Annotated in this window: 24 protein-coding genes; 13 read left to right on the top strand and 11 right to left on the bottom strand. The window is 60.0% G+C overall.

Annotation, left to right across the window (positions count from 1 at the left end; translation table 11 throughout):
- The 6 genes from ACQZ45_RS12315 to gpmI all read left to right on the top strand — a co-directional run bounded on the left by ACQZ45_RS12315 (window position 1) and on the right by gpmI (window position 7,590).
- A complete protein-coding gene (locus ACQZ45_RS12315; RefSeq protein ID WP_081308483.1) occupies window positions 1–1,164 on the top strand; it encodes an acetyl-CoA C-acyltransferase in 1,164 nt (387 codons plus the stop codon).
- 12 nt (window positions 1,165–1,176) lie between these two features.
- Window positions 1,177–2,304 (top strand): acyl-CoA dehydrogenase family protein, encoded by a 1,128-nt coding sequence (locus tag ACQZ45_RS12310; protein ID WP_060642351.1) that lies wholly within the window; start codon window positions 1,177–1,179, stop codon window positions 2,302–2,304.
- Between the two features lie 44 nt (window positions 2,305–2,348).
- Complete coding sequence (locus ACQZ45_RS12305) at window positions 2,349–3,587, top strand: 3-methyl-2-oxobutanoate dehydrogenase (2-methylpropanoyl-transferring) subunit alpha (protein WP_003511177.1); 1,239 nt, start codon at window positions 2,349–2,351, stop codon at window positions 3,585–3,587.
- A 3-nt stretch (window positions 3,588–3,590) separates the two neighbouring features.
- Window positions 3,591–4,604 (top strand): alpha-ketoacid dehydrogenase subunit beta, encoded by a 1,014-nt coding sequence (locus tag ACQZ45_RS12300; RefSeq protein ID WP_013761697.1) that lies wholly within the window; start codon window positions 3,591–3,593, stop codon window positions 4,602–4,604.
- 2 nt (window positions 4,605–4,606) lie between these two features.
- Entirely contained in the window at window positions 4,607–5,860 is a 1,254-nt protein-coding gene (locus ACQZ45_RS12295) for a dihydrolipoamide acetyltransferase family protein (RefSeq protein ID WP_065687820.1), read from the top strand.
- A gap of 212 nt (window positions 5,861–6,072) precedes the next feature.
- Window positions 6,073–7,590, top strand: a complete 1,518-nt coding sequence (gpmI, locus tag ACQZ45_RS12290; protein WP_065687819.1) for a 2,3-bisphosphoglycerate-independent phosphoglycerate mutase — start codon at window positions 6,073–6,075, stop codon at window positions 7,588–7,590.
- Between the two features lie 60 nt (window positions 7,591–7,650).
- Here gpmI and ACQZ45_RS12285 read toward each other — a convergent pair whose 3' ends face one another.
- The 7 genes from ACQZ45_RS12285 to ACQZ45_RS12255 all read right to left on the bottom strand — a co-directional run bounded on the left by ACQZ45_RS12285 (window position 7,651) and on the right by ACQZ45_RS12255 (window position 12,467).
- Window positions 7,651–8,085 (bottom strand): YeeE/YedE family protein, encoded by a 435-nt coding sequence (locus ACQZ45_RS12285; RefSeq protein ID WP_065687818.1) that lies wholly within the window; start codon window positions 8,083–8,085, stop codon window positions 7,651–7,653.
- Window positions 8,082–8,489, bottom strand: a complete 408-nt coding sequence (locus ACQZ45_RS12280; protein ID WP_142851168.1) for a YeeE/YedE family protein — start codon at window positions 8,487–8,489, stop codon at window positions 8,082–8,084. Before ACQZ45_RS12280 ends, ACQZ45_RS12285 begins: the two co-directional genes overlap by 4 nt.
- Window positions 8,486–8,839 (bottom strand): sulfite-sensing transcriptional repressor BigR, encoded by a 354-nt coding sequence (bigR, locus tag ACQZ45_RS12275; RefSeq protein WP_065687817.1) that lies wholly within the window; start codon window positions 8,837–8,839, stop codon window positions 8,486–8,488. Before bigR ends, ACQZ45_RS12280 begins: the two co-directional genes overlap by 4 nt.
- On the bottom strand, window positions 8,833–10,128 hold the full coding sequence (gene blh, locus ACQZ45_RS12270; protein ID WP_065687816.1) for a bifunctional sulfur transferase/dioxygenase Blh: 1,296 nt from the start codon (window positions 10,126–10,128) through the stop codon (window positions 8,833–8,835). The genes bigR and blh overlap by 7 nt, the downstream gene beginning before the upstream one ends.
- Before the next feature lie 193 nt (window positions 10,129–10,321).
- Window positions 10,322–10,807, bottom strand: a complete 486-nt coding sequence (locus tag ACQZ45_RS12265; protein WP_003511169.1) for a hypothetical protein — start codon at window positions 10,805–10,807, stop codon at window positions 10,322–10,324.
- A 13-nt stretch (window positions 10,808–10,820) separates the two neighbouring features.
- On the bottom strand, window positions 10,821–11,612 hold the full coding sequence (locus ACQZ45_RS12260) for an SDR family NAD(P)-dependent oxidoreductase (RefSeq protein WP_113291588.1): 792 nt from the start codon (window positions 11,610–11,612) through the stop codon (window positions 10,821–10,823).
- A gap of 27 nt (window positions 11,613–11,639) precedes the next feature.
- On the bottom strand, window positions 11,640–12,467 hold the full coding sequence (locus ACQZ45_RS12255) for an alpha/beta fold hydrolase (RefSeq protein ID WP_013761690.1): 828 nt from the start codon (window positions 12,465–12,467) through the stop codon (window positions 11,640–11,642).
- 129 nt (window positions 12,468–12,596) lie between these two features.
- Between ACQZ45_RS12255 and ACQZ45_RS12250 the strand changes: the two genes are divergently transcribed.
- Both ACQZ45_RS12250 and ACQZ45_RS12245 read left to right on the top strand, forming a co-directional pair.
- Complete coding sequence (locus tag ACQZ45_RS12250) at window positions 12,597–13,583, top strand: GlxA family transcriptional regulator (protein WP_441360025.1); 987 nt, start codon at window positions 12,597–12,599, stop codon at window positions 13,581–13,583.
- A gap of 120 nt (window positions 13,584–13,703) precedes the next feature.
- Window positions 13,704–14,435, top strand: coding sequence for a FadR/GntR family transcriptional regulator (locus ACQZ45_RS12245; protein ID WP_003511162.1), 732 nt, complete (start codon window positions 13,704–13,706; stop codon window positions 14,433–14,435).
- A 27-nt stretch (window positions 14,436–14,462) separates the two neighbouring features.
- On the opposite strand, the gene ACQZ45_RS12240 is transcribed toward ACQZ45_RS12245, so the two are convergent.
- Window positions 14,463–15,098: a LysE family translocator gene (locus ACQZ45_RS12240; RefSeq protein WP_065688007.1), complete on the bottom strand. Its 636-nt coding sequence runs from the start codon at window positions 15,096–15,098 to the stop codon at window positions 14,463–14,465.
- 331 nt (window positions 15,099–15,429) lie between these two features.
- Between ACQZ45_RS12240 and ACQZ45_RS12235 the strand changes: the two genes are divergently transcribed.
- From ACQZ45_RS12235 to ACQZ45_RS12220, 4 genes are read left to right on the top strand one after another with little or no spacing between them, the layout of a single operon-like run.
- Window positions 15,430–16,452 (top strand): ABC transporter permease, encoded by a 1,023-nt coding sequence (locus ACQZ45_RS12235; RefSeq protein ID WP_065687814.1) that lies wholly within the window; start codon window positions 15,430–15,432, stop codon window positions 16,450–16,452.
- Window positions 16,452–17,339, top strand: a complete 888-nt coding sequence (locus tag ACQZ45_RS12230; protein ID WP_003511156.1) for an ABC transporter permease — start codon at window positions 16,452–16,454, stop codon at window positions 17,337–17,339. The genes ACQZ45_RS12235 and ACQZ45_RS12230 overlap by 1 nt, the downstream gene beginning before the upstream one ends.
- 4 nt (window positions 17,340–17,343) lie before the next feature.
- Complete coding sequence (locus ACQZ45_RS12225) at window positions 17,344–18,180, top strand: ABC transporter ATP-binding protein (protein ID WP_013761686.1); 837 nt, start codon at window positions 17,344–17,346, stop codon at window positions 18,178–18,180.
- A complete protein-coding gene (locus tag ACQZ45_RS12220; protein ID WP_003511153.1) occupies window positions 18,180–18,938 on the top strand; it encodes an ABC transporter ATP-binding protein in 759 nt (252 codons plus the stop codon). The genes ACQZ45_RS12225 and ACQZ45_RS12220 overlap by 1 nt, the downstream gene beginning before the upstream one ends.
- Window positions 18,939–19,214: 276 nt before the next feature.
- On the opposite strand, the gene ACQZ45_RS12215 is transcribed toward ACQZ45_RS12220, so the two are convergent.
- The 3 genes from ACQZ45_RS12215 to ACQZ45_RS12205 all read right to left on the bottom strand — a co-directional run bounded on the left by ACQZ45_RS12215 (window position 19,215) and on the right by ACQZ45_RS12205 (window position 22,674).
- Window positions 19,215–20,813, bottom strand: a complete 1,599-nt coding sequence (locus ACQZ45_RS12215; RefSeq protein ID WP_003511152.1) for an ABC transporter substrate-binding protein — start codon at window positions 20,811–20,813, stop codon at window positions 19,215–19,217.
- Window positions 20,814–20,891: 78 nt separating this feature from the next.
- Window positions 20,892–21,521, bottom strand: a complete 630-nt coding sequence (locus ACQZ45_RS12210; RefSeq protein WP_065687813.1) for an SGNH/GDSL hydrolase family protein — start codon at window positions 21,519–21,521, stop codon at window positions 20,892–20,894.
- Window positions 21,522–21,525: 4 nt separating this feature from the next.
- Window positions 21,526–22,674, bottom strand: a complete 1,149-nt coding sequence (locus ACQZ45_RS12205; protein WP_065687812.1) for a mandelate racemase family protein — start codon at window positions 22,672–22,674, stop codon at window positions 21,526–21,528.
- Window positions 22,675–23,059: 385 nt separating this feature from the next.
- Between ACQZ45_RS12205 and ACQZ45_RS12200 the strand changes: the two genes are divergently transcribed.
- Window positions 23,060–24,088, top strand: coding sequence for an LLM class flavin-dependent oxidoreductase (locus ACQZ45_RS12200; protein WP_065688006.1), 1,029 nt, complete (start codon window positions 23,060–23,062; stop codon window positions 24,086–24,088).
- Window positions 24,089–24,148: the final 60 nt, after the last annotated feature.

Raw genomic sequence — 24,148 nt, 5'->3', positions numbered from 1 at the left:
TTGGCTGTGCATGACCCTGTCGTTATCGTCGGGGCCGCCCGTACTGCTATGGGTGGGTTCCAGGGCGAATTCAAATCGGTGGCGGCTTCCGATCTCGGGGCGGCGGCGATCCGCGCGGCCGTCGAACGGGCTGCAATTTCTTCCGCTGACATCGACGATGTGCTGATGGGCTGCGTGCTCTCAGCCGGGCAGGGACAGGCTCCTGCCAGACAGGCAGCGATTGCCGCCGCCATTCCCAACTCGGTTGGCGCAACAACAATCAACAAGATGTGTGGCTCGGGCATGAAAGCGATCATGCTGGCACATGACCAGCTTGCGGCGGGAAGCTCTTCCATCGTGCTTGCCGGTGGCATGGAAAGCATGAGCAACGCCCCCTATCTGCTGGACCGCGCCCGCAACGGCTATCGTCTCGGCCACGGAAAGCTCACCGACCACATGTTTCTCGACGGTCTCGAAGACGCCTATGACAAGGGCAGGCTGATGGGGACTTTTGCTGAAGATTGCGCGCAAGAGTATCAATTCACTCGTGCGATGCAGGATGATTTTGCGCTCGCCTCACTGGAACGGGCACGACGCGCCGTAGAGGAAGGTGCGTTCGAAGCGGAAATCGCGCCTGTTGGCGATGATGGCGTGGACGAGTTGCCGGGGAAGGCAAAGCCGGAAAAGATACCGCAGCTGAAGCCCGCCTTTCGCGACGGCGGAACGGTGACGGCGGCGAATTCCAGTTCTATCTCGGATGGTGCAGCCGCTCTCGTTCTCACGCGCCGTTCCGAAGCGGAAAGACGAGGCCTTTCACCGCTGGCGACCATTATCGGTCAGGCATCCCATGCGGATGCACCCGCCAGATATCCGACGGCCCCCAACGGCGCGATGACAAAGCTGTTCGAAAAAACCGGCTGGTCGGCAAAGGATGTCGATCTGTTCGAAATCAACGAGGCTTTCGCGGTTGTGGTGATGGCGGCCATGCGTGATCTCGATCTGCCACATGAGAAGGTGAATGTGCATGGCGGCGCCTGCGCGCTCGGCCATCCCATCGGGGCTTCCGGTGCACGCATCGTCGTCACGTTGCTGGCCGCTTTGCAGCGTCACGGACTGAAACGCGGCGTTGCCGCCGTCTGCATCGGCGGCGGCGAGGCGACTGCGCTTGCGGTCGAGCGGCACTGAAGGGAGGCGGAGATGATCCTGAACGAAGCCCAGCAACAGATCAGGGACATGGCCCGCGATTTCGCCCGCGAGCGGCTTGCCCCCGGTGCTGCCGCGCGCGACCGGGAAAGCCGGTTCCCGAAAGACGAGCTGAAAGAAATGGGTGAGCTCGGCTTTCTCGGCATGCTGGTCTCGGAGGATTATGGCGGGTCGGAAACCGGTGCTGTCGCTTACGCCCTGGCGCTGGAGGAAATCGCTGCCGGTGACGGCGCCTGTTCCACCATCATGAGCGTCCACAATTCGGTTGGCTGCGTGCCGATCCTGAAATTCGGCACGGCAGAGCAGAAGCAGCGTTTCCTCCCCAAGCTCGCCTCCGGCGAATGGATCGGCGGTTTTGCGCTGACCGAACCGCAGGCCGGTTCCGACGCCTCCAATCTGAAGACAAAAGCGCGGCGCGATGGCGACCGCTATATCATCGACGGCGCAAAACAGTTCATCACGTCGGGCAAGAATGGCGATGTCGTCATCGTCTTCGCCGTCACCGATCCTGCTGCTGGCAAAAAAGGTATCACGGCCTTCATCGTGCCGACAGATACGCCCGGTTACGAGGTAATCAGGATCGAGGAAAAACTCGGTCTGCATTCTTCGGATACCTGCCAGATTGCCTTTACCGATATGGCGGTCCCAGCCGAATTGCGGCTCGGTGAAGAGGGGCAGGGGTATCGCATCGCGCTCGCCAATCTGGAAGGCGGTCGTATCGGCATTGCCGCACAGGCGGTTGGCATGGCGCAGGCGGCTTTCGAGGCGGCGCGGGATTATGCCCGCGAGCGCAAGGCCTTCGGGCAAGCCATCATCGAGCATCAGGCCGTTGCGTTTAGGCTTGCGGATATGGCAACGCGCATAACGGCGGCGCGGCAACTGGTGCTGCATGCGGCGGCGCTGAAGGAAGCGGGCGAGCCCTGCCTTTCGGAGGCCTCGATGGCAAAGCTCTTTGCCTCGGAAATGGCGGAGCGTGTCTGCTCGGACGCCATCCAGATTCACGGCGGTTACGGCTACATGGCGGATTATCCGGTGGAGCGGATCTATCGCGATGTACGCATCTGCCAGATTTACGAGGGAACCAGCGATGTCCAGCGCATGGTCATCGCGCGAAACCTCTGAAAATTGTTTCGTCGTCTGGAGGAGATGGCGATGGGAGGAGTAGAATGGATATTACCGAAACCACGCATCTCAGCCTGCATGTTCCCGAACCAGCGGTGCGGCCAGGCGACCAGCCGGATTTCTCCAATGTGAAGATACCCAAGGCCGGCTCCGTGCCACGCCCGGAGGTGGACGCAGCACCTGAAGACATGCGCGATCTGGCCTATTCCATCATCCGCGTCCTCAATCATCAAGGTGAGGCTGTCGGCCCGTGGGCCGGGCTGCTTTCGGATGAGGATTTGCTCGTCGGCCTGAAGAACATGATGCGGCTGCGGGCTTTCGATGCCCGCATGCTGATGGCACAGCGGCAGGGCAAGACCTCCTTTTACATGCAACATCTGGGCGAGGAAGCGGTCAGTTGCGCCTTCCGCAAGGCGCTCTCCAAAGGCGACATGAATTTCCCGACCTACCGGCAGGCCGGTCTGTTGATCGCCGACGATTACCCGCTCGTCACCATGATGAACCAGATCTATTCCAACGAACTGGACCCGCTGCATGGGCGGCAATTGCCGGTTCTTTACTCCTCGAAGGAGCATGGCTTCTTCACCGTGTCGGGCAATCTTGCCACGCAATATGTGCAGGCGGTCGGCTGGGCGATGGCATCTGCCATCAAGGGCGATACGAAGATCGCGGCAGCATGGATCGGTGACGGCTCAACGGCGGAATCGGATTTCCACTCGGCGCTGGTCTTCGCCTCCACCTACAAGGCGCCGGTCATCCTCAATATCGTCAACAACCAATGGGCCATTTCCACCTTTCAGGGTATCGCGCGCGGCGGTTCCGGCACCTTTGCGGCCAGAGGCCTGGGCTTCGGCATTCCGGCGCTCCGGGTCGACGGCAACGATTATCTCGCCGTTTATGCCGTGGCTCGCTGGGCGGTGGAGCGGGCGCGGCGCAATCTCGGACCGACGCTGATCGAATATGTGACCTACCGTGTCGGCGCGCATTCCACTTCCGACGATCCGAGCGCTTATCGCCCCAAGACCGAGTCCGAGGCATGGCCACTGGGTGACCCGGTTCTGCGGTTGAAGAAACATCTCATCCTGCGCGGCGTCTGGTCGGAGGAGCGGCACCGGCAGGCGGAAGCGGAAATTGCCGACGAGGTGCTTGAGGCGCAGCGTGAGGCGGAAAGCCACGGTACGCTGCATGAGGGCCGCAAGCCGCCAAAGAAGGATATTTTCGAGGGCGTTTACGCCGAGATGCCGCCGCATCTCGCCCGCCAGCGCCAGAAGGCAGGGTGGTGAGACATGACAAGAATGACGATGATCGAAGCCGTCCGCAGCGCCATGGATGTGTCCATGGAGCGCAGCGACGATGTGGTGGTATTCGGCGAGGATGTTGGCTATTTCGGCGGCGTGTTTCGTGCGACGCAGGGCTTGCAGGGCAAATATGGCAAGACACGCTGTTTCGACGCGCCGATCAGCGAATCCGGTATTGTCGGCACGGCCATCGGCATGGCCGCTTATGGCCTGCGCCCCTGCGTCGAAATCCAGTTCGCGGATTACATGTACCCGGCCTATGACCAGATCACCCAGGAAGCGGCGCGCATTCGTTATCGCTCCAATGGCGATTTCACCTGCCCCATAGTCCTGCGCATGCCGACCGGCGGCGGCATTTTTGGCGGGCAGACGCATAGTCAGAGCCCGGAGGCGCTTTTTACCCATGTCTGCGGGCTAAAGGTGGTGGTTCCCTCCAATCCTTACGACGCCAAGGGGTTGCTGATCGCCTCGATCGAAGACCCGGATCCGGTGATGTTTCTGGAGCCGAAGCGGCTTTATAACGGCCCCTTCGACGGCCATCACGACCGGCCGGTAACGCCATGGTCGAAGCACGAGATGGGCGAGGTGCCGGAAGGACATTACACCATTCCGATCGGCAAGGCCGAAATCCGCCGCGCCGGGCAGGATGTCACTGTCATCGCTTACGGCACCATGGTGCATGTTGCGCTCGCCGCAGCGGAAGAAACGGGCGTGGATGCCGAGATCATCGATCTGCGCAGCCTTTTGCCACTCGATCTGGACACCATTGTAAAGTCCGTTGCCAAGACCGGTCGCTGCGTCATGGTGCATGAGGCAACGCTCACGTCAGGCTTCGGTGCGGAGGTCGTTTCGCTGGTACAGGAACACTGCTTCTATCATCTGGAAGCACCCGTCGTCCGTGTGGCTGGTTGGGATACGCCTTATCCCCACGCGCAGGAGTGGGATTATTTTCCGGGGCCGGCCCGCGTCGGGCGCGCCCTCGTCGAAGTCATGGAGGCCTGAAGATGGCGGAATTTGTTATCACTATGCCCGATGTCGGCGAAGGTGTGGCGGAAGCCGAACTGGTGGAATGGAACGTCAAACCCGGCGATCCCGTGCACGAGGATATGGTGCTGGCCGCTGTGATGACCGACAAGGCGACGGTTGAAATCCCCTCGCCGGTTGCGGGCGTCGTCACATGGTTGGCAGCGGAGGTGGGTGATACGGTGGCGGTTAAGGCACCGCTGGTGCGCATCGAAACCAATGCCTCCGCTGTTGCTGCTGCCCCCGCGGATGTGACCGAGCCGGAAGCGCCATCCGACATGACGGAAGAGCCGCCAGCGGCTGAAATCCAGCCCGCCCGCGAAATACAGGATGCGCCGCCTTCCTCTGAGGTGGAACACCATAAACCTCTGGCGTCGCCAGCCGTTCGCCAGCGCGCCGACGATCTCGATATCGATCTCGGACAAGTGAGGGGAACAGGGCCGGACGGGCATATCACCCACGCCGATCTCGATACATTTCTGACCGCACGGTCGCAATCTGAGCGGCCCGCTGCGCCGATAGCTTCCCGCGATAGCGCTGTCGAAGAGGTGAAGGTGACAGGGCTGAGGCGCAAGATCGCCGAGAAGATGACGCTGTCCGTCTCCCGCATTCCCCACATCACCTACGTCGAGGAAATCGACGTGACCGATCTGGAGGATTTGCGCACGACCATGAATGGCAACCGCCGGTCAGGACAGCCGAAACTGACGATCCTGCCGTTCCTGATGCGCGCACTTGTGAAAACGGTCGCCGATCATCCCGGCATGAATGCCACCTTCGATGACGAAAAAGGGGTCGTCAGTCACTACGAAGCGGTGCATATCGGCATAGCCACGCAGACACCTACGGGGCTGATGGTCCCGGTCGTTCGCCACACGGAAGCGCTCGGCCTTTGGGATTGTGCTGCTGAAGTTATGCGCGTGGCCGAGGCGTCGCGCACCGGCGCCGCGCAACGGGACGAGTTGACGGGGTCCACCATCACCATCAGCTCGCTCGGCCCCCTTGGCGGTATCGTTTCGACGCCCATCATCAATCACCCGGAGGTGGCGATCATCGGCGTGAACAAGATCGTGACGCGACCGGTCTGGGATGGCAGCGGTTTCGTGCCGCGCAAAATGATGAACCTCTCCTCCAGCTTCGATCACCGGGTCGTAGACGGCTGGGATGCCGCCGTCTTCATTCAGGCTATCAAGGCGCTGCTGGAAAAGCCGGCGCTGATCTTCATCGACGGCTGAGCTTCGTTCGAAAAGGATTTTCTTCCGTGAAGCACTTCAGCTTCACGGAACTGTTTCGGTGTCGGTATAGGCTTGCGTTCGCGATCTTCGAGTATAGAAGAGAAAGAACGAGAAGCGTGTTTTCTCATCATGATCATAGTGGCGGACGGGGGCGCTCCGGTGCCCAGCGCTTCGCTGTTCGTCGGCAACCGAATGAAGAAGAAGGTCCTTTCATGAGCACTCCCAAACCCGTTGTCCTGACTATTCTCGATGGCTGGGGACTGAGCGAGGACACGTCCAGCAATGCGCCGGTACTGGCAAACACGCCCACCATGGATAGGCTTTTCGCCACCTGCCCGAATGCGCGGCTGACCACCTTCGGCCCGAATGTCGGTCTGCCCACCGGGCAAATGGGCAATTCGGAAGTTGGACACACCAATATCGGCGCCGGTCGCATCGTCGCCATGGATCTTGGCCAGATCGATCTGGCTATCGAAGACGGCAGCTTTTTCAGGAATGCTGCGATGCTCGATTTCGCCGCCAAGGTGAAGGCTGCGGGCGGCGTGGCGCATGTGATGTGCGTCGTTTCCGATGGCGGCGTTCACGGCCACATCGTCCACGGTCGGGCGGCGGTGAAGCTGCTGACCGATCTGGGTTTGAAGGTCGTCGTGCACGCCATCACCGATGGTCGCGATGTCGCGCCGCAGTCCGCAGAGGGCTTCGTCCCCGCATTTGCGGCAAGCCTGCCGCAAGGCGCCAGCATCGGCACGGTGATCGGCCGTTATTATGCGATGGACCGCGATAATCGCTGGGAGCGTGTTGAAAAGGCCTATGACGCCATGGTTCTCGGCCGGGGCGAACATGCGCCGGACGCGGTGAGCGCGGTTGCCGCAAGCTACAAAAATGATGTTACGGACGAATTCATCCTGCCAACGGTCATCGGTGGTTACGAAGGCTTCAAATCCGGCGACGGTCTCTTCTGCCTGAATTTCCGTGCCGACCGCGCTCGTGAAATCCTGCTTGCCATCGGTGCGGATGATTTCGACGGGTTTGTCCGTGAAAAGCCAGTGCTTTCGGCGCTGCTTGGCATGGTGGAATATTCGACCAAACATGCGACCTTCATGACGACGGCTTACCCTAAGCGCGATATCGAAAATACTTTGGGTGCCTGGGTTGCCAAGCAGGGTCTGCGGCAGTTCCGTCTGGCCGAGACGGAAAAATATCCGCATGTCACTTTCTTCCTGAATGGTGGCAAGGAAGAACCTGAAGTGGGCGAAGACCGCTTCATGCCGAAGTCTCCGAAGGTTGCGACCTACGATCTGCAGCCGGAAATGAGCGCGCCTGAGGTGACGGAGAAATTCGTCGAGGCGATCGGCAAGGGTTACGATCTCATCGTCACCAATTACGCCAATCCCGACATGGTGGGCCATACCGGCGATCTGCAAGCCGCGATCAAGGCTTGCGAAGCCGTGGACCGGGGGCTCGCCGCAGTCGTTGCCGCTCTGGAAAAGGTTGGCGGCGCCATGCTGGTGATTGCCGACCACGGTAATTGTGAAACCATGGTCGACCCGGTAACCGGTGGCCCGCACACCGCGCACACCACCAATCCGGTGCCGGTGATCCTGTTCGGTGGACCTGAAGGCGCGAAGCTGCATGACGGTATCCTCGCCGATGTCGCTCCCACGCTGCTGCAATTGATGAATGTGCCGCTGCCTGCGGAAATGACGGGCAAAAGCCTGATCGACCTGTAATCCAGCGACGATGCGCGAGAGCCTGCTGCTCTCGCGCATGTCCAGGCAAGGCGGAAATGCCTACCGTTTGGCGTAGATTCGGTCGTGAACGAGCATGCCGGCGATCATGGCGCAAACGAGGAGAATGACCGGCATTAGGCCGAGAGCAAGCGCCGATATCGCCGGGCCGGGGCAGAAACCGGCAAACCCCCAGCCTGCGCCGAAAATAGCCGAGCCCACAACCAACGGCGCGTCGACCCGAGTTTTGGCGGCAAGGTGAAATTCCGCACTGAGAACTGGTTTGGCAAGGAAACGGCACAACAGAACGCCCGGCACGGCGACCAAAACCGCACCGCCGAGAACGAACATCAGGCTCGGATCCCAATGGCCGCTCGCCACGTCGAGAAAGCCTGAAACGCGGGCAGGATCGATCATGCCGGACAGGGAGAGGCCAAATCCGAACAGTGCCCCGGCCGCAAGTGCCACCACGAAACGCGCCATGACCTGATTTTTCATGACAGCGCTCCGGTTATCGTCGCGGCAAGGATACCGGTGATCAGGAAGATGGCAGTGGCGGTGATGGAGCGCCGGGAAAATCGTGCAAGACCCATGATGCCATGGCCGGATGTGCAGCCGGATCCCATGCGCGTACCGAACCCCACCAGCAGCCCAGCAATGACGATCAGCGGCCAGGGTGCAGATATGGTGAGCGCGGGAAAGCGGTCGAATGCGGCGGCGTAAAGATAGGGGCCTGTGAGCAAACCTGCGACGAAAGCCACATCCGTCAAGCGCCGTTCCTTGCCGAGTACATTGCCCAGGATGCCGCTGATACCGGCGATGCGGCCGTTAAAGAGAAACAGAAGAATACTCGCGAGGCCGAGCAGCATACCGCCGAATAGAGAGGGCCAATAGGCTGTCACGGGTTTTCCTCCGGCGCACAGAAGATGGTATAGAGAGCCTCGATCAGCTGCGCCGCTTTTTCCTCGGTTAACCGGTAGAAGATCTGTTTGGCCTCGCGCCGCGTTTCAACAACGCCCGCCTCACGCAAAACCCCAAGCTGCTGGGAAAGTGTAGGCTGGCGGATATCCAGCTTGGCTTCCAGCTCGCCAACGGAAAACTCCCCCTGCGCCAGCGTGCAGGCGAGCATCAGCCGCGCGGGATGGGCAAGCGTCTTCAAGAGTATGGCGACCTCGACTGCGCGTTCCTCCATCTCGACAAGCGGGATTTCGGTGATATCAGGTATCTGTTTCCGCATGTTTTCCTTTACCATGTGCTGCCCTCCAGCACGTCGAGCGGGAATTTCAGATAACGTTTGCCATTGGCCTCCGGCTCCGGCAGGCGGCCGCCACGGATATTCACCTGCAAGGCGTGCAGAATGAGCTTCGGCATCGGCAAGGTGCGATCCCGCGCCTCGCGCAGTTGAATAAAGCCTTCCTCTGTCATGCCAACCAGATGCGGATTGCCGCGTTTCTGTTCTCCAACAGTGCTTTCCCATTTGGGCGCGCGGCCACCGGGTTGATAGTCGTGGCCGGTGAAAAGCCGCGTTTCGTCGGGGAGGGCGAGGATGTCCTGAATGGATGCCCAGAGCTCTCTGGCGCTGCCGCCTGGAAAATCGGCGCGCGCCGTGCCGGAATCAGGCATGAAAAGAGTGTCATGCACGAATGCGGCGTCGCCCACCACGTAGGTTACGGAGGCAAGCGTATGTCCGGGTGAAAACAGCACGCGAGCTTCCAGCGAGCCGATGGTGAACCGGTCTCCCGCTTCAAACAGCCGGTCCCATTGCGAGCCGTCTGTTTCAAGATCGGGCCAGTTATATTTCTCCTGCCACAGCCGCTGCACACCGGTGACCTTGGCGCCGATTGCCGTTTTCGCGCCGGTTCTTTGGCTGAGATAGTGGGCGGCGGAAAAATGGTCGGCATGCGGATGCGTGTCCAGAACCCATTCCACCGCCAGGCCTTGCTCCTTGACATAGGCCAGAATGGCATCGGCATTCACCGTGCCGGTCGCCCCCGATTTCTCGTCGAAATCGTAGACCGGATCGATGATGGCGCAGCGCCGGGTTGCGGGGTCGGAAACGACATATTGCACGCTCGATGTGCTCGGATCGAAGAAAGCCTTGACGTGCGGCTTTGCCGCAGCCTGCCGCTCCAGCCAGCGGACGGCGCCGGAAAGATCGAAACCATGCTGTTGGCCGAAAGTCGCGATCTCGCTTTGTTTCATGCGCCCGTCCAGCGCTTCGCCAAGCACATAGAGGGTCAGCGCTCGCGCTCCACCCTTGCAATGGGCAAATACGGGGCCTTTTGCCTCGGTCATCGTCTGCTGAAAGGCACGAATATCGGCTTCGGTAATAGTCGGGCCATTGACCGGAATGAAACTGTAGGCAAGACCCGCAGCATTGGCGGCGCTTTTTTCATGTTCATTGCCCGGCTGGCCGGGCTCTTCGCCATCCGGCCGGGCATTGATGATGCTTTTGTAGCCCTGATCGGAAAGCGATGAAAAGTCGGAGATATCCGGCTGGCCTGCGACCGTCAGACGTTCGTTGATCCTCACGGCACTCATCGGTTTCTCCTGTTGTTCTAAATTAATATACGTTATCATATAATGTATATTGTTCGGCGGCAACAGACGGAAGAGAAAATTTCAGAGGTGGCGATTTCCTGTGTTCGCGACGAAATCACAAGCTTGCCCGAAGGGGATCGAGCAAGTGTGCTTTTCCGGGAAGCCCGCAGGTGAGTGTGGGCGGGGGCTGGCTTCAGGCTAAAAGCTTGCGGCGCGTCGCTTTCCAGCCAAGACAGATTGCCGCAACAAGCAGGGCGAGTTGAGCGACAAGGAATGGTGGTTCGTTGCCGTTCGGAGCAAGTGCGTTCAGTGCCTCGACCTTGAGAAAGGACTGAACGATCAGCACGAACATATTCAGATAAAGGCCCATCGTGGCGGTGATCGAATAAACAGTTCGCGCCCTGCCATTGAGACCGTATCCGTAAAGCGCGACCAGCGCGACCGCCAGAATGATGGTCGAGATGATGCCAACGCCGAGTGCCGGTGTGAAGTTGCCGATTGGAAACAGGAAGCCGGTGAGCGTTGTGGCGAGCGTGGTGACGAGAAACAGCGCCATCATGCGCGGCATCCATCGCCCTGCCGCATAAGCGGGCAGGGCGATCAATCCGGTTACGATGCCTATGAGGCTCAAGGCAACGTGCAATGTCGTGAATTGGGGAATGGTCAGTCCGAGGATCATGATGCGTCTCCCTCTATTCAGTTTGGGTTGCACCATACCGGCTGGCGGCATGTGCATGCGATAGATTGGGCCTCAATGCAGCGCGGGCCGCAAGGAAATTTTCAAGGTCTGCCGTATCCGGCAGGGAAGGAATGGTCAGCGTCTCGCCCAGATCAAGACCGGCCAGGGCTGCATCCACCATTTCGTGGGCATCCATGACCATGGCGGCGGGAATGGCGTCGAGACGTTCCTCGTCCCAGATGGCCGTGCGGGTGATGCCCGGCAGGACACCCTGAACCCGAACGCCGGAAGGGGAAAGCTGCGCGTGCAGCGCCTCGGTGAAGGCAAGCACAAAGGCTTTGGTCGCCGGATAAACGGCGGTAAATGCAGCCGGCATCAAGGCCGTGACCGAGGTGATATTGATGATCGTGCCCTTTCCATCTGCTGCAAGACGCGGTGCGATCGCCGCTGCAAGCCGGGTGACGGCAAGGATATTGAGATTGATCATCGTCGCGACATGGGCCGGGTCCAGTTCCGTGATAGCGCCGTCTCCGGCAATACCGGCATTGTTGACGAGACCGATGATCCGCCGGTCCTCGCGCAGCCGTGCCTCTACCCTTTCGAGGTCTTCCGCCCGTGAAAGGTCTGCTGCCAGAACCTTGACAGCGATCTGGTGATCCTTTTCCAGCCGCTCGGCCAGCGTCTTAAGCTTTTCGGCGCGTCGCGCCACGAGGATAAGATCGTGGCCGCGTTTTGCCAGGCGCTCGGCATAAACAGCGCCAATGCCATCGGACGCGCCGGTGATGAGAAACGTATTCTGTGTCATGTCACGTGTTTCCTTTGTCTGATGGTTTCAGGCGTTGATGAAAGCAAGAAGGTCGGCGTTGAACCGGTCCTGATGGGTCTGTGTCAGTCCATGGTCGGCGCCCTCATAGACCTTGAGGGTCGCATGTTTGACGATCTTGACCGTGGAGAGCGCAGAAGCGCCGATCGGCACGATCTGGTCGTCGTCGCCGTGCAGTACGAGCGTTGGCTTGTCGAAAGCCTTCAGGTCCTGATGAAAATCGCTTTCCGAAAAGGCGCGGATGCTGTCTAGCTGGCCCTTGAGGCCGCCCATCATGCCCTGCCGCCAGAACTCGTCGCGAATACCTTCAGAAATCACAGCACCTTCACGGTTGTAGCCGTAGAAAGGAATGGTCAGATCCCTGAAGAACTGGCTACGATTGTCGTAGGTACCCTTGCGGATGCCGTCGAAAACATCGATCGGCAGGCCGATGGCATTGCTTTCCGTCTTCAGCATCAGTGGCGGTACTGCGCCGATGAGGGCGATCCTGGCGACGCGGGCCGTACCATGGCGGCCAATATAGCGCGTTACCTCGCCGCCGCCGGTGGAATGGCCGACGAGAATGATGTCGTGAAGATCGAGCTGTTCGATCAGCTCGGCCAGATCGTCAGCATATTGATCCATGGTGTTGTTGTGCCAGACTTGGTCGGAGCGGCCGTGGCTGCGGCGATCATGGGCGATGGTGCGGAAACCGTTATTGGCAAAGAATACCATCTGCGCGTCCCATGCATCGGCACTGAGCGGCCAGCCGTGGGAAAAGATGATGGGCTGGCCGTCTTTCGAACCCCAGTCCTTGTAGAAGATGTGCGTTCCGTCTCTGGTGACTATCGTTGTCATGGCTCTCTCTCCTGTTGCGGGTGGTTTGCTTGCGTCCTGTGGGAATAGAGATACTCTGGAGACAGCCGGGGCTGGATTGGCGCTTCTGACAGAAAACGAGCCGAAACTGACAAAACGGGGATGTGGGGCATGGCGGGTGTTGCGGGAAGTGCGCTGGAAGTCGGTCTGGTTCTCTACCGGGACTGTCAGGTCGCCATGGTGCACGGCATCACCGATCTTTTTGCCATCGCGTCGGTCTTCTCAGAGGATCGTGGTGGGCCGAAACTGCGGGTCAGCCACTGGAGCATGGGTGAGGGCGGTGAGTTTTCCCGTTGTCATGACACCGAGCCGGGCAGGGCGGGGCATCCCAATATCTTCGTCGTACCCGGCAGGCTGACCGGGCCAGCCGAAATCGACGAGGCCGGGCCCTATGCCCGCTGGCTGCTGGACCGGCATGCGCAGGGCGCGACGCTGGCCGCCAGTTGCGGAGGTTCCTTCATCGTCGCTGCGACAGGTCTTTTGGCCGGCCGCCCGGCCACTACCCACTGGCTGTTTGCGGAACGGTTTCGCGAGCGCTTTCCCGATATCCGCCTGGAGATAGACAAGATCGTCATCGAAGACGGCGATATCATCACGGCGGGTGGGCTGATGGCATGGACCGATCTTGGTCTGGGCATTGTTGACCGGCTGCTTGGGCCTTCGGTGATGATCGAGACCGGTAAGTTCCTTCTGATCGACCCCTCCGGTCGGGAGCAGCGACATTACAGCAGTTTCGCGCCGCGGCTGACGCATGGCGACGAGCCGATCCTGAAGGTGCAGCATTGGCTGCAGGCGCGCGCCGGGCGGGCGACCAGTGTCTCCGATATGGCCGCACATGCCGGGCTTGAGGAGCGAACCTTCCTTCGCCGCTTCAAGGCCGCCACCGGTATGAAGCCTATCGAATATGTCCAGCATCTTCGTGTCGGCAAGGCGCGGGAACTGCTGGAATTCACCCGTCGTTCGGTAGACCAGATCGCCTGGTCGGTGGGATACGAGGATGCCGCTGCCTTCCGTCGTGTGTTTCACCGTATTCTCGGCCTCTCGCCGGGCGAGTACAGAAACCGCTTTTCCAGCGGTTCGGCCATGGTGGCCGCCTGAGGGCAAATCCCGCAGTTGCGACATTGCCGCTTTGCAACGAGGTTGGTGCGAGAGCGCGGCCCTTGCAATGTGGCGGGTGTTTGCTAACATGCCAGACAAGTTTAAAACAGGTGGGCCGGAATGGACGTTGAGAGCAGCACGAAGCCGGGAATATCGCTCGCGGCGAAAATCAGCTCCGCATTGCGGCGAGATTTGTCTGAAGGCGTGTTCCGTCCCGGCGACCGTCTCCCGAGTGAGAGCGCGCTGACACGCGAATATTCCGTCAGCCGCACCGTGGTGCGGGAGGCCATCGCCATTCTACGCGCGGATGGTCTCGTAGAGGCCCGCAAGGGAGCGGGCGTTTTTGCCATTGAGGTGAAGCCGGCCAAGGAAGTGCCTTTCAATGATCTCGCCGTGGGACGGATCTCCTCGGTTATCGAACTACTGGAATTGCGCACCGTCTTCGAGGTCGAATCCGCAGGGCTTGCGGCATCGCGCCGATCCGCCGTGCAGGTGGAGTCGATTGTCGATGCGCATCGGCGCGTTGGCGACTGTCTCGCCGCCGGGTTGCCGACGCGGGATGCCGATTTCGAGTTCCATCTGGCCATTGCACAGGCGACGCAGAACAGGCGATTCCCCGAGTTTCTTCAACTCATCCGCTCCGGCATCATCCCGCGTGGCGAATTACAGGGGGCGGCGCCCGGTTCCCGTCCGAAGGACTACAATCTTCATCTCCAGGAGGAGCATGCGAAGATCGTTGACGCCATCATCGAAGGCGATGCCGATGCTGCCCGCCAATATATGGCGGCGCATCTGCGCGGTAGTCTTGAGCGCTACAAGGTGCTTTTGCGCTCCCGCACAGCCGCCGAATAACTCGGAAATTTCAGCTTTCTCAGCAGGTTAAGCGCTCGCCCGTCGGTAGAAAGCCAGAGAGGCGGCAAGCGTCAAAAGTGCGCCGCCGCAAATGCGGTCGAGCCATAACGCCCCTGACTTCCGCAACAGTCTGACGGCCTGCGAGCCCAGCAGGGCATATCCGAACATGACGATGAAATCGATGCCGGCAAAAACCAGCGCAAGCACCGCATATTGCTGGATCTGCGGTGCTGCCGGATCGATAAATTGCGGCAGGAAAGCCGAAAAGAACAGATATCCCTTGGGGTTGGTCACGGCTACAAGGAAGCTTTTGAGGAAAATCGAGCGGGCGGAAGTGGCCCCGGAAGTGTCTGCCGATTGAAGAGCGCCATCAAGCGAGCCTCTCGAGCGCAAAAGCATGGCGCCCAGGAAGGCAAGATAACAAACGCCGACCCATTTGACGACGCCGAACCAGAACTCCGAGGCGGCGAGCAATGCTCCCAATCCCAGTGCAACCGCGCCGATCAGGACGAAATCGGAGAGGACCGCGCCGGCCATACCTGTAAAGGCGCGGCGAACCCCGAAACGCGAGCCATTCGCAAGCGCCAGCAAAACCGTCGGGCCAGGTGTGGCAATACCGATAAAGGCAACTATCGCAAATGCCAGAAGTGTCATTTCCGCCATGTCTTCCTCCCCCTTGAAGCAGGAGATGTGCCGGTGCCGGACCGGCATCTCCACAGGCAGTTCGAAGCGAAGAATACAGGCTTTTGTCATCGCGGCAATATGTGTGATTCCTTTCTCCGGCAAAGCAAAGAACCGCTGGTTTTCGGATGAAATCTCGGTCTTGAAAGGCAGCGTTGTTGCCTGCTTCAGTCATTTTCCAAGCCTGCCGCAGGACCAATTTTATCGGCATATGCTTGACAGCTCTCCACACCTGTGACAACTTGCGAATAGTTGTCAGACAGGATTGCGCCTTTGTTATTTTGTGCAATCGACTTCTGGCAAGGGAGGAACCATGCCAAAAAGACGCCTTTCGCTGTATGGCCTGTCCGGCCAGATCGGAAGTATTGCGGTCACGCTGCTCGGATTGCTGCTGCTGACCTTTTTCATCGGCCGCCTGATGCCCGCTGATCCGGTGCGGGCCATCGTCGGCGAGGACGCGACCCGCGAAACCTATGAGCAGGTTTACCATGCGCTCGGTTTCGACCGTCCGCTCTGGCAACAATTCATCTATTATCTCGGCGATGTGTTCACCGGCGATTTCGGAACCTCGATCCGCACGGGCCAGCCTGTCATCCAGGATATCATACGCGTCATGCCGGCGACGATGGAGCTTGCGACCTTCGCGATCCTGATCGGTGCCGGCCTCGGAATTCCCATGGGGGTTTATGCCGCCGTCAAGAAAGACCGCTGGCAGGACCATTTGGTGCGGGTGCTCAGCCTGTTCGGCCATTCCATGCCGATTTTCTGGACCGGTATGATTGCGCTGATCGTTTTTTACGCTCATCTCGGGCTTGTCGGCGGCGGTGGCCGCATGGACCAGTTCTATATCGGTCTCGTGGAGGAACGAACGGGCTTCTTGCTCATCGACAGCCTGCTGGCGGGCGATATGGAAGTCTTCTGGTCGGCCATCAATCACCTCATCCTGCCCGCCGCTCTGCTTGGTTATTCATCGTCGGCCTATATCACCCGCATGACGCGCAGCTTCATGCTCGACCAGCTGGGCCAGGAATATGTGACGACTGCGCGCGTCAAAGGCCTGTCGCAACGCCAGACGGTGTGGCTGCATGCCTTCGGCAATATTCGTGTGCAGCTCGTCACCATCATTGCCCTTGCTTACGGCTCACTGCTGGAAGGCGCTGTCCTTATCGAGACCGTCTTCGCCTGGCCGGGCTTCGGCCAATATCTCACCAGCAATCTTATCATCGGCGACATGAATGCCGTGATGACCTGCGTGCTTATCGTCGGCGTCATCTTCATCGGGCTCAATCTCCTGTCCGACATTATGTACCGCTTTTTCGATCCGAGGACCCGCTGATGACGGCTCGTGCAGAAACTTCCTTGCGTCTTCCCGTGCCTTTGAACGCGCTGAAGAACATCATTGTCTTCCTGCTGAAAAGCCCGACATCGGCCTTCGGCCTGGTGATATTGCTGCTTCTCGTCATCGCGGCGATTTTCGCGCCCTGGCTTGCGACGCATGATCCTTACGTGCAGGATCTCGCCAAGACGCTGCAGCCGCCCGGTAACGGCCATTTCTTCGGCACGGACGAGCTTGGACGCGATATTTACAGTCGCCTTCTGTGGGGCGCGCGCATCACTCTCACCATCATCTCGCTGGTGTCGATCATCGTCGGTCCGGTCGGTCTGCTGGTCGGCACGGCCTCCGGTTATCTCGGCGGCAAGTTCGATACGGTGATGATGCGCATCACGGATATTTTCCTGTCGTTCCCGAGCCTCATCCTGTCGCTCGCCTTCGTGGCCGCGCTCGGACCCAGCCTCAACAATGCGATCATCGCGATCGCGCTCACCTCATGGCCGCCGATCGCGCGGCTCGCACGCGCCGAAGCGATGACATTCCGCAAGGCGGACTACATTGCCGCCGCAAGGCTTCAGGGTGCTTCGCCGCTGCGTATCATCATAAAATCGATCATGCCCATGTGCCTGCCTTCGGTCCTGATCCGTCTGACGCTGAATATGGCGACCGTCATTCTGACCGCCGCAGGCCTCGGCTTCCTCGGCCTTGGCGCGCAGCCGCCCCTGCCTGAATGGGGCGCGATGATCGCGACCGGACGCCGTTACATGCTCGACAGCTGGTGGCTCGTCACTTTCCCCGGCGTTGCGATCCTTTCCGTCAGCCTTGCCTTCAACCTTCTGGGTGACGGCCTGCGGGATGCGCTCGATCCGAAGCAGATGAACCGGAAATAGGGCCATGGAAAAACCAATCCTCGACGTCGAGAATCTTCGCATCCGTTATGGCGGTTCGCCCACCGAGGCCGTGCGCGGCATCTCCTTCACCCTTGGCCGGGAGCGTCTCGGCATTGTCGGCGAAAGCGGCTCGGGCAAGTCCACCGTCGGCCGGGCCTTGCTGCGCCTCCTTCCATCGGCGACGATAACGGCCGACAAGCTTGATTTTGATGGCCTCGATCTTCTGTCGCTCAGTGAGAAGGAGATGCTGAAGGTTCGCGGACGGCGCATGTCGATGATCCTTCAGGATCCAAAATTCTCTCTCAATCCCATCCGCCGTGTCGGCGATCAGGTGACGGAGACCTATCTGCGCCATTTCAAGGCGTCGAAATCGGAAGCCCGCGAAAAGGCGCTCGCCATGCTCGATGCGGTCAAAATCCGCGACGCCGCGCGCGTCTACGAGCAATATCCGCACGAGATTTCCGGTGGCATGGGCCAGCGCGTCATGATTGCGATGATGCTGCTTGCCGATCCTGATCTGGTCATTGCCGACGAGCCGACCTCCGCGCTGGATGTGACGGTACGGCTGCAGGTTCTGAATATTCTCGATGGCCTCGTTCGGGATAGAGGCATCGGTCTCATCATGATCAGCCACGACCTCAATCTCGTGCGCAATTTCTGCGACCGGGTACTCATCATGTATGCCGGCCGGGTGGTGGAAACGCTTGCCGCGCGCGACCTCGATCAAGCGCAGCACCCCTACACGCGCGGCCTGCTCGCGGCGCAGCCGCGGATTGGCGGCACGCGTGCGCCACTTGCGGTGCTGGATCGCCGCCCCGAATGGCTGGAGGAGAAAGTATAATGGCCGTTTCCGTTGAAACCCGCGATCTCTCCATCACCTTCGGCAGCGGCCACACGGCGCTTAAAGTGCTGCCTTCGGTGTCCTTTCGCGTCGAGCCGGGCGAGTGTTTCGGTCTGGTCGGTGAAAGCGGTTCGGGCAAATCAACAGTGTTGCGCTGCGTGTCGATGCTGAATGATTTCTGGAGCGGCGAAATCCTCATCAATGGAAAGTCGGTTCGCGACATGCCGCTGATCGAGCGATGCCGCACGTTGCAGATGGTGTTTCAGGATCCCTATGGTTCGCTGCATCCGCGCCAGTCGGTGCGCACCGTTCTCGGAGAATCGCTTGCCATCCATAAACTGGGCGATCGTGAAGAGCGCATGCGCAAGGTAATTACGGATGTCGGTCTGCCCGTGTCGTTCCTGGACCGCTTCCCGCATCAGCTTTCCGGCGGCCAGCGGCAGCGCGTAGCGATTGCGCGTGCGCTGATCCTTGAACCGTCGCTGCTTCTGCTCGACGAGCCGACCTCGGCACTCGATGTTTCGGTGCAGGCCGAAATCCTCAACCTGTTGCAGCGCCTGCGCGAAGAGCGCGGCTTCACCTATATCATGGTGACGCACGATCTCGCAGTGGTCGACCACATGTGCGATCGCTTCGCCGTGATGCTGCGCGGCGAAATCACCGAAATCCTGCCGCGTGAGGCCATCGCCGGCAATGGTGCGACACATCCTTATGCGCGCGAACTGATCGGCGCCTCGCTGGAATATGAAGGCGCATGACACCTCCCAAAGCGTGATCGTCCTCCTCCGGGGCATCACGAATAATAAAATCCTCCTTCCTTGCCCGGCCTTCAGTGCCGGGCAATTTTTTTGGATGGCTACGGCGGGATGGCGGGCCGCCAACTGCGCTTAGGCTGCTCACACAAGACCCCGGATCTCGTCCGGCGTTACGGAGTGCGGAGGCTTCGCCTAACACATTGGGTGAATGGAGCTTCATTACAGCAAAAAGGCGCGGGGTTAGCCGCGCCTTCTCCTACTCGCAGATATGGCAGCCGATCACCGCTCCTTGCTCACCTCTTCAAAGCGCGAGAGCCATGGGCTGACGATCATACCCTTGATGTCGCTGCGGAAAGCGGCGGTGTCGACAACTTCGGAGAATGGCTGAATGGACATGACGATCTCGTCCATATAGGCCTGAAGGTCCTCGTAGAGCTTCGTCTGTTTCGCCACGTCGCGTTCGACAAGGGCTTCCTCGATCATCTTGTTCAGCTTTTCATCGAAGAAGCTCGTGCGCCAGCTCTGATAGTTGGTGAGCTTGGCGTCGTCCGCATTGTTCGGATTATAGGCGATGGAGCGCAGGTTGTTGTCCGGATGCGGCTGCTGACCGCCGCCGCCGCGGCCGAGAAGCAGTTCGAAGTTGCGCTCGCGCATGGCGCCGTAAATCTGGTCGCCGGAACCGCTGATAAGTTCGGCCTGGATGCCGGCCTGGGCCAGTGTGTTCTGGATTGCCGTTGCCGCTTTCATGAAGGGGTCTTCCGAGAGCACGCGCAACGTCGTCTTGAAACCGTTTGGATAACCGGCTTCAGCCAGAAGCGCCTTGGCTTTTGCGATATCGAGCTTGTAGCCCTGATCCGGCAGCGCGCCCATCACACCGGTGCTGAGAGAGCGCTGATGCAGCTTGCCGTAATAGGGCATGACCGCCTTGTCGAGACCGTCGTAGTCGATCAGGTAACGCAGGGCTTCGCGCACTTTCTTGTTCGCGAAGCGCTCGTCCTTCATCGAAACGCTGAGGTAATAAAAACCGGAGCCGGGTGTGGATTCGATGGCGATGGTCTTGTCGGCTTCGAGCGACTTCAGGTCCGGCGCCTGCAGGGAGTAGGCGACATCGATGTCGCCCTTTTCCAGCATCAGCCGCTGCGATTGCGATTCCGGCAGATGGCGCATCAGGACGCGCTTCATCTTGGCCTTTTCACCCCAGTAATCGTCGTTGCGGGTGAGAATGATATATTCGTTGGATTTCCACTGGGTCAGCTTGAACGGGCCGGAGCCCGCCGAATTGAGCGTCAGCCACGCGCCACCGAGATCGCCGTCCTTTTCGTTGGCAAGCGCCGTCTGGCTGTCGATGATCGAGCCGGGCCCATTCTGTGCAAGGATCATCAGCAGCAGGTTGGGATCATCAGGCTTCGGAATATTAAGCACGAAGGTCTGGTCGTTTTCGGCGACGAAAAGCTTGTCGGCATCCTCCAGCTTGAAACCGCGCGTTTTGAGGAAAGACGATTGCGCCAGATTGCGGGCGAGCAGACGTTTCAGGCTCCAAGCCACGTCCTTGGCCGTCACGGCGTTACCGGACGCGAACTTGGCGTCGGCGCGCAGGTGGAAGCGGATCGATTTCCGGTCCTCGCCGATTTCCCAACGTTCGGCAAGGCGGGGCTGGACGCTGCGATCTTTGGGCGAAAGCACGACCAGCGTGTCGTAGATATTATTCAGAACCTGCACCGTCTCGCGGCCGGTAATGGCGGCTGGATCAAGGGTCAGGATATTGCTCATGGTCGTGGCGACGATGAGCTGGTCCTTCGGCGTTTCTGCAAAGACGCTGAGCGGCACGGCGCCGATCAGCAGTGCACCGAGGGCTGCGGTTGCAAGAAAATGTCTCATTTTTCCTCCCATACGGCCGTTTCATACGGCCTTCCACGTTTCGATCCGCGCGCCTGTTCCTCCACAGGCTTCGTGTGATCAGCCAAGAATGTCTCTGACCGGAGCGGCGAGCGCCCGGCCGATTGCGGCCGTTGCCGGCGCTTCCAGATGCACGCCATCCACTGGCGAGGCGCTGGCGACCGATCCGGCATCAAAGAAGTGATGCCCAAGTTCGGCGGCGAGTTTGTGATAGAGCGGCGCAAGCCGTAGTGATTGTCCGATATCGCGGCCGCCCGCCGGTTCTCCAGCGGGGCCTGCGACGCAGGGCGGTGGCGCGACGATAAGAAGCTTAGGCACTGCATCTCGCGGCTTGTAGATGAAGGTCTCGACGATTTGCGCCAGCCGCCGCATGCCCGAAACGGCGGCTTCCGCGCGACCGCCATGCACCGGCTTGATGTCGTTGGTGCCCAGCATGACGATGACGAGATCAAGCGGCATGTGGCACGAAAGCGCGACTTCAAGAGCTCGCGCGCCATTGCGGCAGGCCGGGCCGGCATGGTCGTCATAACAGGTGGTGCGCCCGCCAAGTCCTTCGGCATGAACCTTCGCCATTCCGGAAAGCTCGGCCTCCAGCACCTCCGGCCAGCGATGCTCAGGCCGGTGGCGGAGACCCGTTGCCGGGTCTGCGCCCCAGGTGAGGCTGTCTCCAAAGGCGAGCACGGTTTTCATAGCCTTATCTCACCCGGTTGTTGTCGATGAAATCGAAATCGATATCCTCGCCAAGGCCCGGCCGGTCGGGAACGTGAACGAACCCATCGCGGTCCATCGGGTCGGACAAAGACTTCAGATAGTCGTGGCCGTCATCATATTCGAGGAAGGGATGCAGGAGGCCACGCTCGTACCAGCGGCAATTCTTGGTGGCGGCGACCACATGCAGGTTCATGGCCGTATTGCCATGCACCTCGCATTCCATACCGAAGGCTTCGGCCAGGTGCATGGTCTTGAGCGCCGGCGTGATGCCGCCGACATCGTTGACGCCGGTGCGAAGAATATCGCAGGCGCCGGCCTTGATCCATTCTGCGCGGTGCCAGTGCTTGCCAGCTGCACTTTCCGGGCCGACGACGGGAATATCGAGATTGTCGGCGAGCCACTTGTAGGAGGAGAGCGACTGCTCATCCATCGGCTCTTCGATCCAGTCGAAGCCGAGCTTTTCAAGGCCACGTCCCAATGCCAGCGCATCGATGCGGGAATACCAGTGAAAGGCGTCGATCATCAGGCGGATATCGGGCCCGACCGCTTCGCGCACGGCCGCGCAGGCCTTGAGGTCCATCTTCACATCCGGCGCCCAGCTGACGGGCGGCATCCAGGTGTGAAGCTTGATGCCCTTGTAACCGCGCTTCACCAGCGTTTCGGCAAACCGGCCATAGTCTTCAGGCGTTGCTAGGCCGCCTTCCAGCTCGTCCCCGCACATGATCGAGCCATAGGCGAGCACCTTGTCGCGATAACCGCCGATCAACTTGTATACAGGTTGTCCGAGGCTGCGGCCGGCAAGGTCCCAGAGCGCGCAGTCCACCACCGCCAGCGTGCGGTCAGTCAGCTGCGCCGCCGAGCCGCGTTGCCAGTGAGCAAGGTCCTGCCAAAGGCGTTCCCGGTCGCGATGATCCTCGCCGATCAGCACCTTCTTGACGAATTTTTCGATGACATGCGGGCGAACGATTTCCGGCGCTGTGAAGGAATGGCCTTCTTGCCCGTCTTCCGTGCGGATGGTCAGCATGGCCTGTTCCACCTGATGCGCCGGACCCGGATGTGCGTGACCGGCACTGTCCGAGTGCCGACGGGTCGTCGTGCGGAAAACACGGACCTCGACGTCGGTGATGATCATAATTCCTCCCTCATGCAGGTATCGCAGCGTTCGTGGTGGCTGCAATGTCATACATGTATGCATTATTTGTCAACATGTATGATAATCTGTATTACATGTTGTGGAGGAAAATCAAGGGCATTCGCGCGCCGCTCGATACGTCGGCGTATTTAAAAGGATGGAGAGGGGACAAAGCGACCGCTCCTTGAGGATTAATCTATAATTTTAGTAGACTACTGAATCGCGCAACGATCTTTCAAAAATCGCCGGGACTATAAAAGACCATGCCGCGCCAGCGATGCCGGTCATCGTGCATTCTGCTTGGGTATGCGCGGTACAGGATGATGGCCGCACCTGCGCTGTCTGAGCTTCATCATGCCTCAACAAACATTCCCGGATGCACACCATGCCTATTTCCCATATCTCGCATTTTGCTTTTCTGGTTCCCGGCAACTATCACGATGATGATCCTGCGCAGGGGCTGGAGGAAACTCTGCAGCTTTTCGAAGCCGGCGAGGCGCTGGGTTATGATAGCGCCTGGGTCCGCCAGCGTCATCTGGAACGCGGTGTGTCCTCGGCCGCCACCTTTCTCGCGGCGGCGTCGCAGCGCACCAAGCGGATTGGCCTCGGCACCGCCGTCATTCAACTGGGTTATGAAAACCCTTTCAGGCTGGCGGAAGATCTCGCCACCGTGGATGTGCTGTCACACGGACGGTTGAATGTCGGCGTCTCTGTCGGCGCGCCGCCCTTCGCCCATCTGATTTCGGATTATGTCGATACGGCGCCCGATGCGGATTACAGCCATGCCCGCGCCGAGAAGCTCACCAGGGCCTTGAGATCAGAACCGCTGTCCAGCGAAACGGAGGCGGGCAATGCAGCGGGCGCGCAGGTGCCGCGCCTTCGGCCCTTCGCCAAGGGGTTGACCGACCGGCTGTGGTATGGCGGCGGATCGCAGAATTCCGCTCGCTGGGCGGGGAAGGCGGGATTCAATCTGCTGACCGGCAATATCGTCAGCGGTGAAAATACCGATGATTTTCTGACGGCGCAGGCGGCCCTCGTTGCCCGGTTCCGGCAGGAATGGGCGCATGAGCGCCAGCCGCGCGTCGCCCTTGGCCGCGTGATTTTACCGACGGACAGTGCCAGCCCGGCGACACGCCGCCGTTATGCGGAGTTTGCGGCCGAGCGCGACAAGCGCACGCATACGCCGCATGGTGCGCGCCGCACGCTTTTTCTGCCTGATATTGTCGGGACGACGGATGAAATTCTGGAGAAGCTGTCGCGCGACCCCGTTCTGCCGTTTGTCTCGGAATTCCGCCTCGAACTTCCCTATGAATTCCAGCCGGAAGATTATCGCCAGATCGTGACGGATTTCGCCTCTGTGCTGCCGCAGCTTTCCGGCGAAAGGCCGGTTTTGAAAGTGGCAACAGCTCAATAGTGCGTTCACAACGTCGCCATTCCTTCGCCGAGCGTGGGAATGGCGAACGAGGCGAACAGC

This window comes from Agrobacterium sp. 16-2014-1-2a, from assembly GCF_053522705.1.
Note: the sequence above shows the minus strand (reverse complement) of the source record. Positions and strands in the feature narration are given on the sequence as shown.

Bases quoted from the DNA above. Each gene is read 5' to 3' on its own strand.
- ACQZ45_RS12310 (WP_060642351.1), top strand. From the start codon at position 1,177: ATGATCCTGAACGAAGCCCAGCAACAGATCAGGGACATGGCCCGCGAT.
- ACQZ45_RS12305 (WP_003511177.1), top strand. From the start codon at position 2,349: ATGGATATTACCGAAACCACGCATCTCAGCCTGCATGTTCCCGAACCA.
- ACQZ45_RS12300 (WP_013761697.1), top strand. From the start codon at position 3,591: ATGACAAGAATGACGATGATCGAAGCCGTCCGCAGCGCCATGGATGTG.
- ACQZ45_RS12295 (WP_065687820.1), top strand. From the start codon at position 4,607: ATGGCGGAATTTGTTATCACTATGCCCGATGTCGGCGAAGGTGTGGCG.
- gpmI (WP_065687819.1), top strand. From the start codon at position 6,073: ATGAGCACTCCCAAACCCGTTGTCCTGACTATTCTCGATGGCTGGGGA.
- ACQZ45_RS12285 (WP_065687818.1), bottom strand. From the start codon at position 8,085: ATGAAAAATCAGGTCATGGCGCGTTTCGTGGTGGCACTTGCGGCCGGG.
- bigR (WP_065687817.1), bottom strand. From the start codon at position 8,839: ATGGTAAAGGAAAACATGCGGAAACAGATACCTGATATCACCGAAATC.
- blh (WP_065687816.1), bottom strand. From the start codon at position 10,128: ATGAGTGCCGTGAGGATCAACGAACGTCTGACGGTCGCAGGCCAGCCG.
- ACQZ45_RS12265 (WP_003511169.1), bottom strand. From the start codon at position 10,807: ATGATCCTCGGACTGACCATTCCCCAATTCACGACATTGCACGTTGCC.
- ACQZ45_RS12260 (WP_113291588.1), bottom strand. From the start codon at position 11,612: ATGACACAGAATACGTTTCTCATCACCGGCGCGTCCGATGGCATTGGC.
- ACQZ45_RS12255 (WP_013761690.1), bottom strand. From the start codon at position 12,467: ATGACAACGATAGTCACCAGAGACGGAACGCACATCTTCTACAAGGAC.
- ACQZ45_RS12250 (WP_441360025.1), top strand. From the start codon at position 12,597: ATGGCGGGTGTTGCGGGAAGTGCGCTGGAAGTCGGTCTGGTTCTCTAC.
- ACQZ45_RS12245 (WP_003511162.1), top strand. From the start codon at position 13,704: ATGGACGTTGAGAGCAGCACGAAGCCGGGAATATCGCTCGCGGCGAAA.
- ACQZ45_RS12240 (WP_065688007.1), bottom strand. From the start codon at position 15,098: ATGGCGGAAATGACACTTCTGGCATTTGCGATAGTTGCCTTTATCGGT.
- ACQZ45_RS12235 (WP_065687814.1), top strand. From the start codon at position 15,430: ATGCCAAAAAGACGCCTTTCGCTGTATGGCCTGTCCGGCCAGATCGGA.
- ACQZ45_RS12230 (WP_003511156.1), top strand. From the start codon at position 16,452: ATGACGGCTCGTGCAGAAACTTCCTTGCGTCTTCCCGTGCCTTTGAAC.
- ACQZ45_RS12225 (WP_013761686.1), top strand. From the start codon at position 17,344: ATGGAAAAACCAATCCTCGACGTCGAGAATCTTCGCATCCGTTATGGC.
- ACQZ45_RS12220 (WP_003511153.1), top strand. From the start codon at position 18,180: ATGGCCGTTTCCGTTGAAACCCGCGATCTCTCCATCACCTTCGGCAGC.
- ACQZ45_RS12215 (WP_003511152.1), bottom strand. From the start codon at position 20,813: ATGAGACATTTTCTTGCAACCGCAGCCCTCGGTGCACTGCTGATCGGC.
- ACQZ45_RS12210 (WP_065687813.1), bottom strand. From the start codon at position 21,521: ATGAAAACCGTGCTCGCCTTTGGAGACAGCCTCACCTGGGGCGCAGAC.
- ACQZ45_RS12205 (WP_065687812.1), bottom strand. From the start codon at position 22,674: ATGATCATCACCGACGTCGAGGTCCGTGTTTTCCGCACGACGACCCGT.
- ACQZ45_RS12200 (WP_065688006.1), top strand. From the start codon at position 23,060: ATGCCTATTTCCCATATCTCGCATTTTGCTTTTCTGGTTCCCGGCAAC.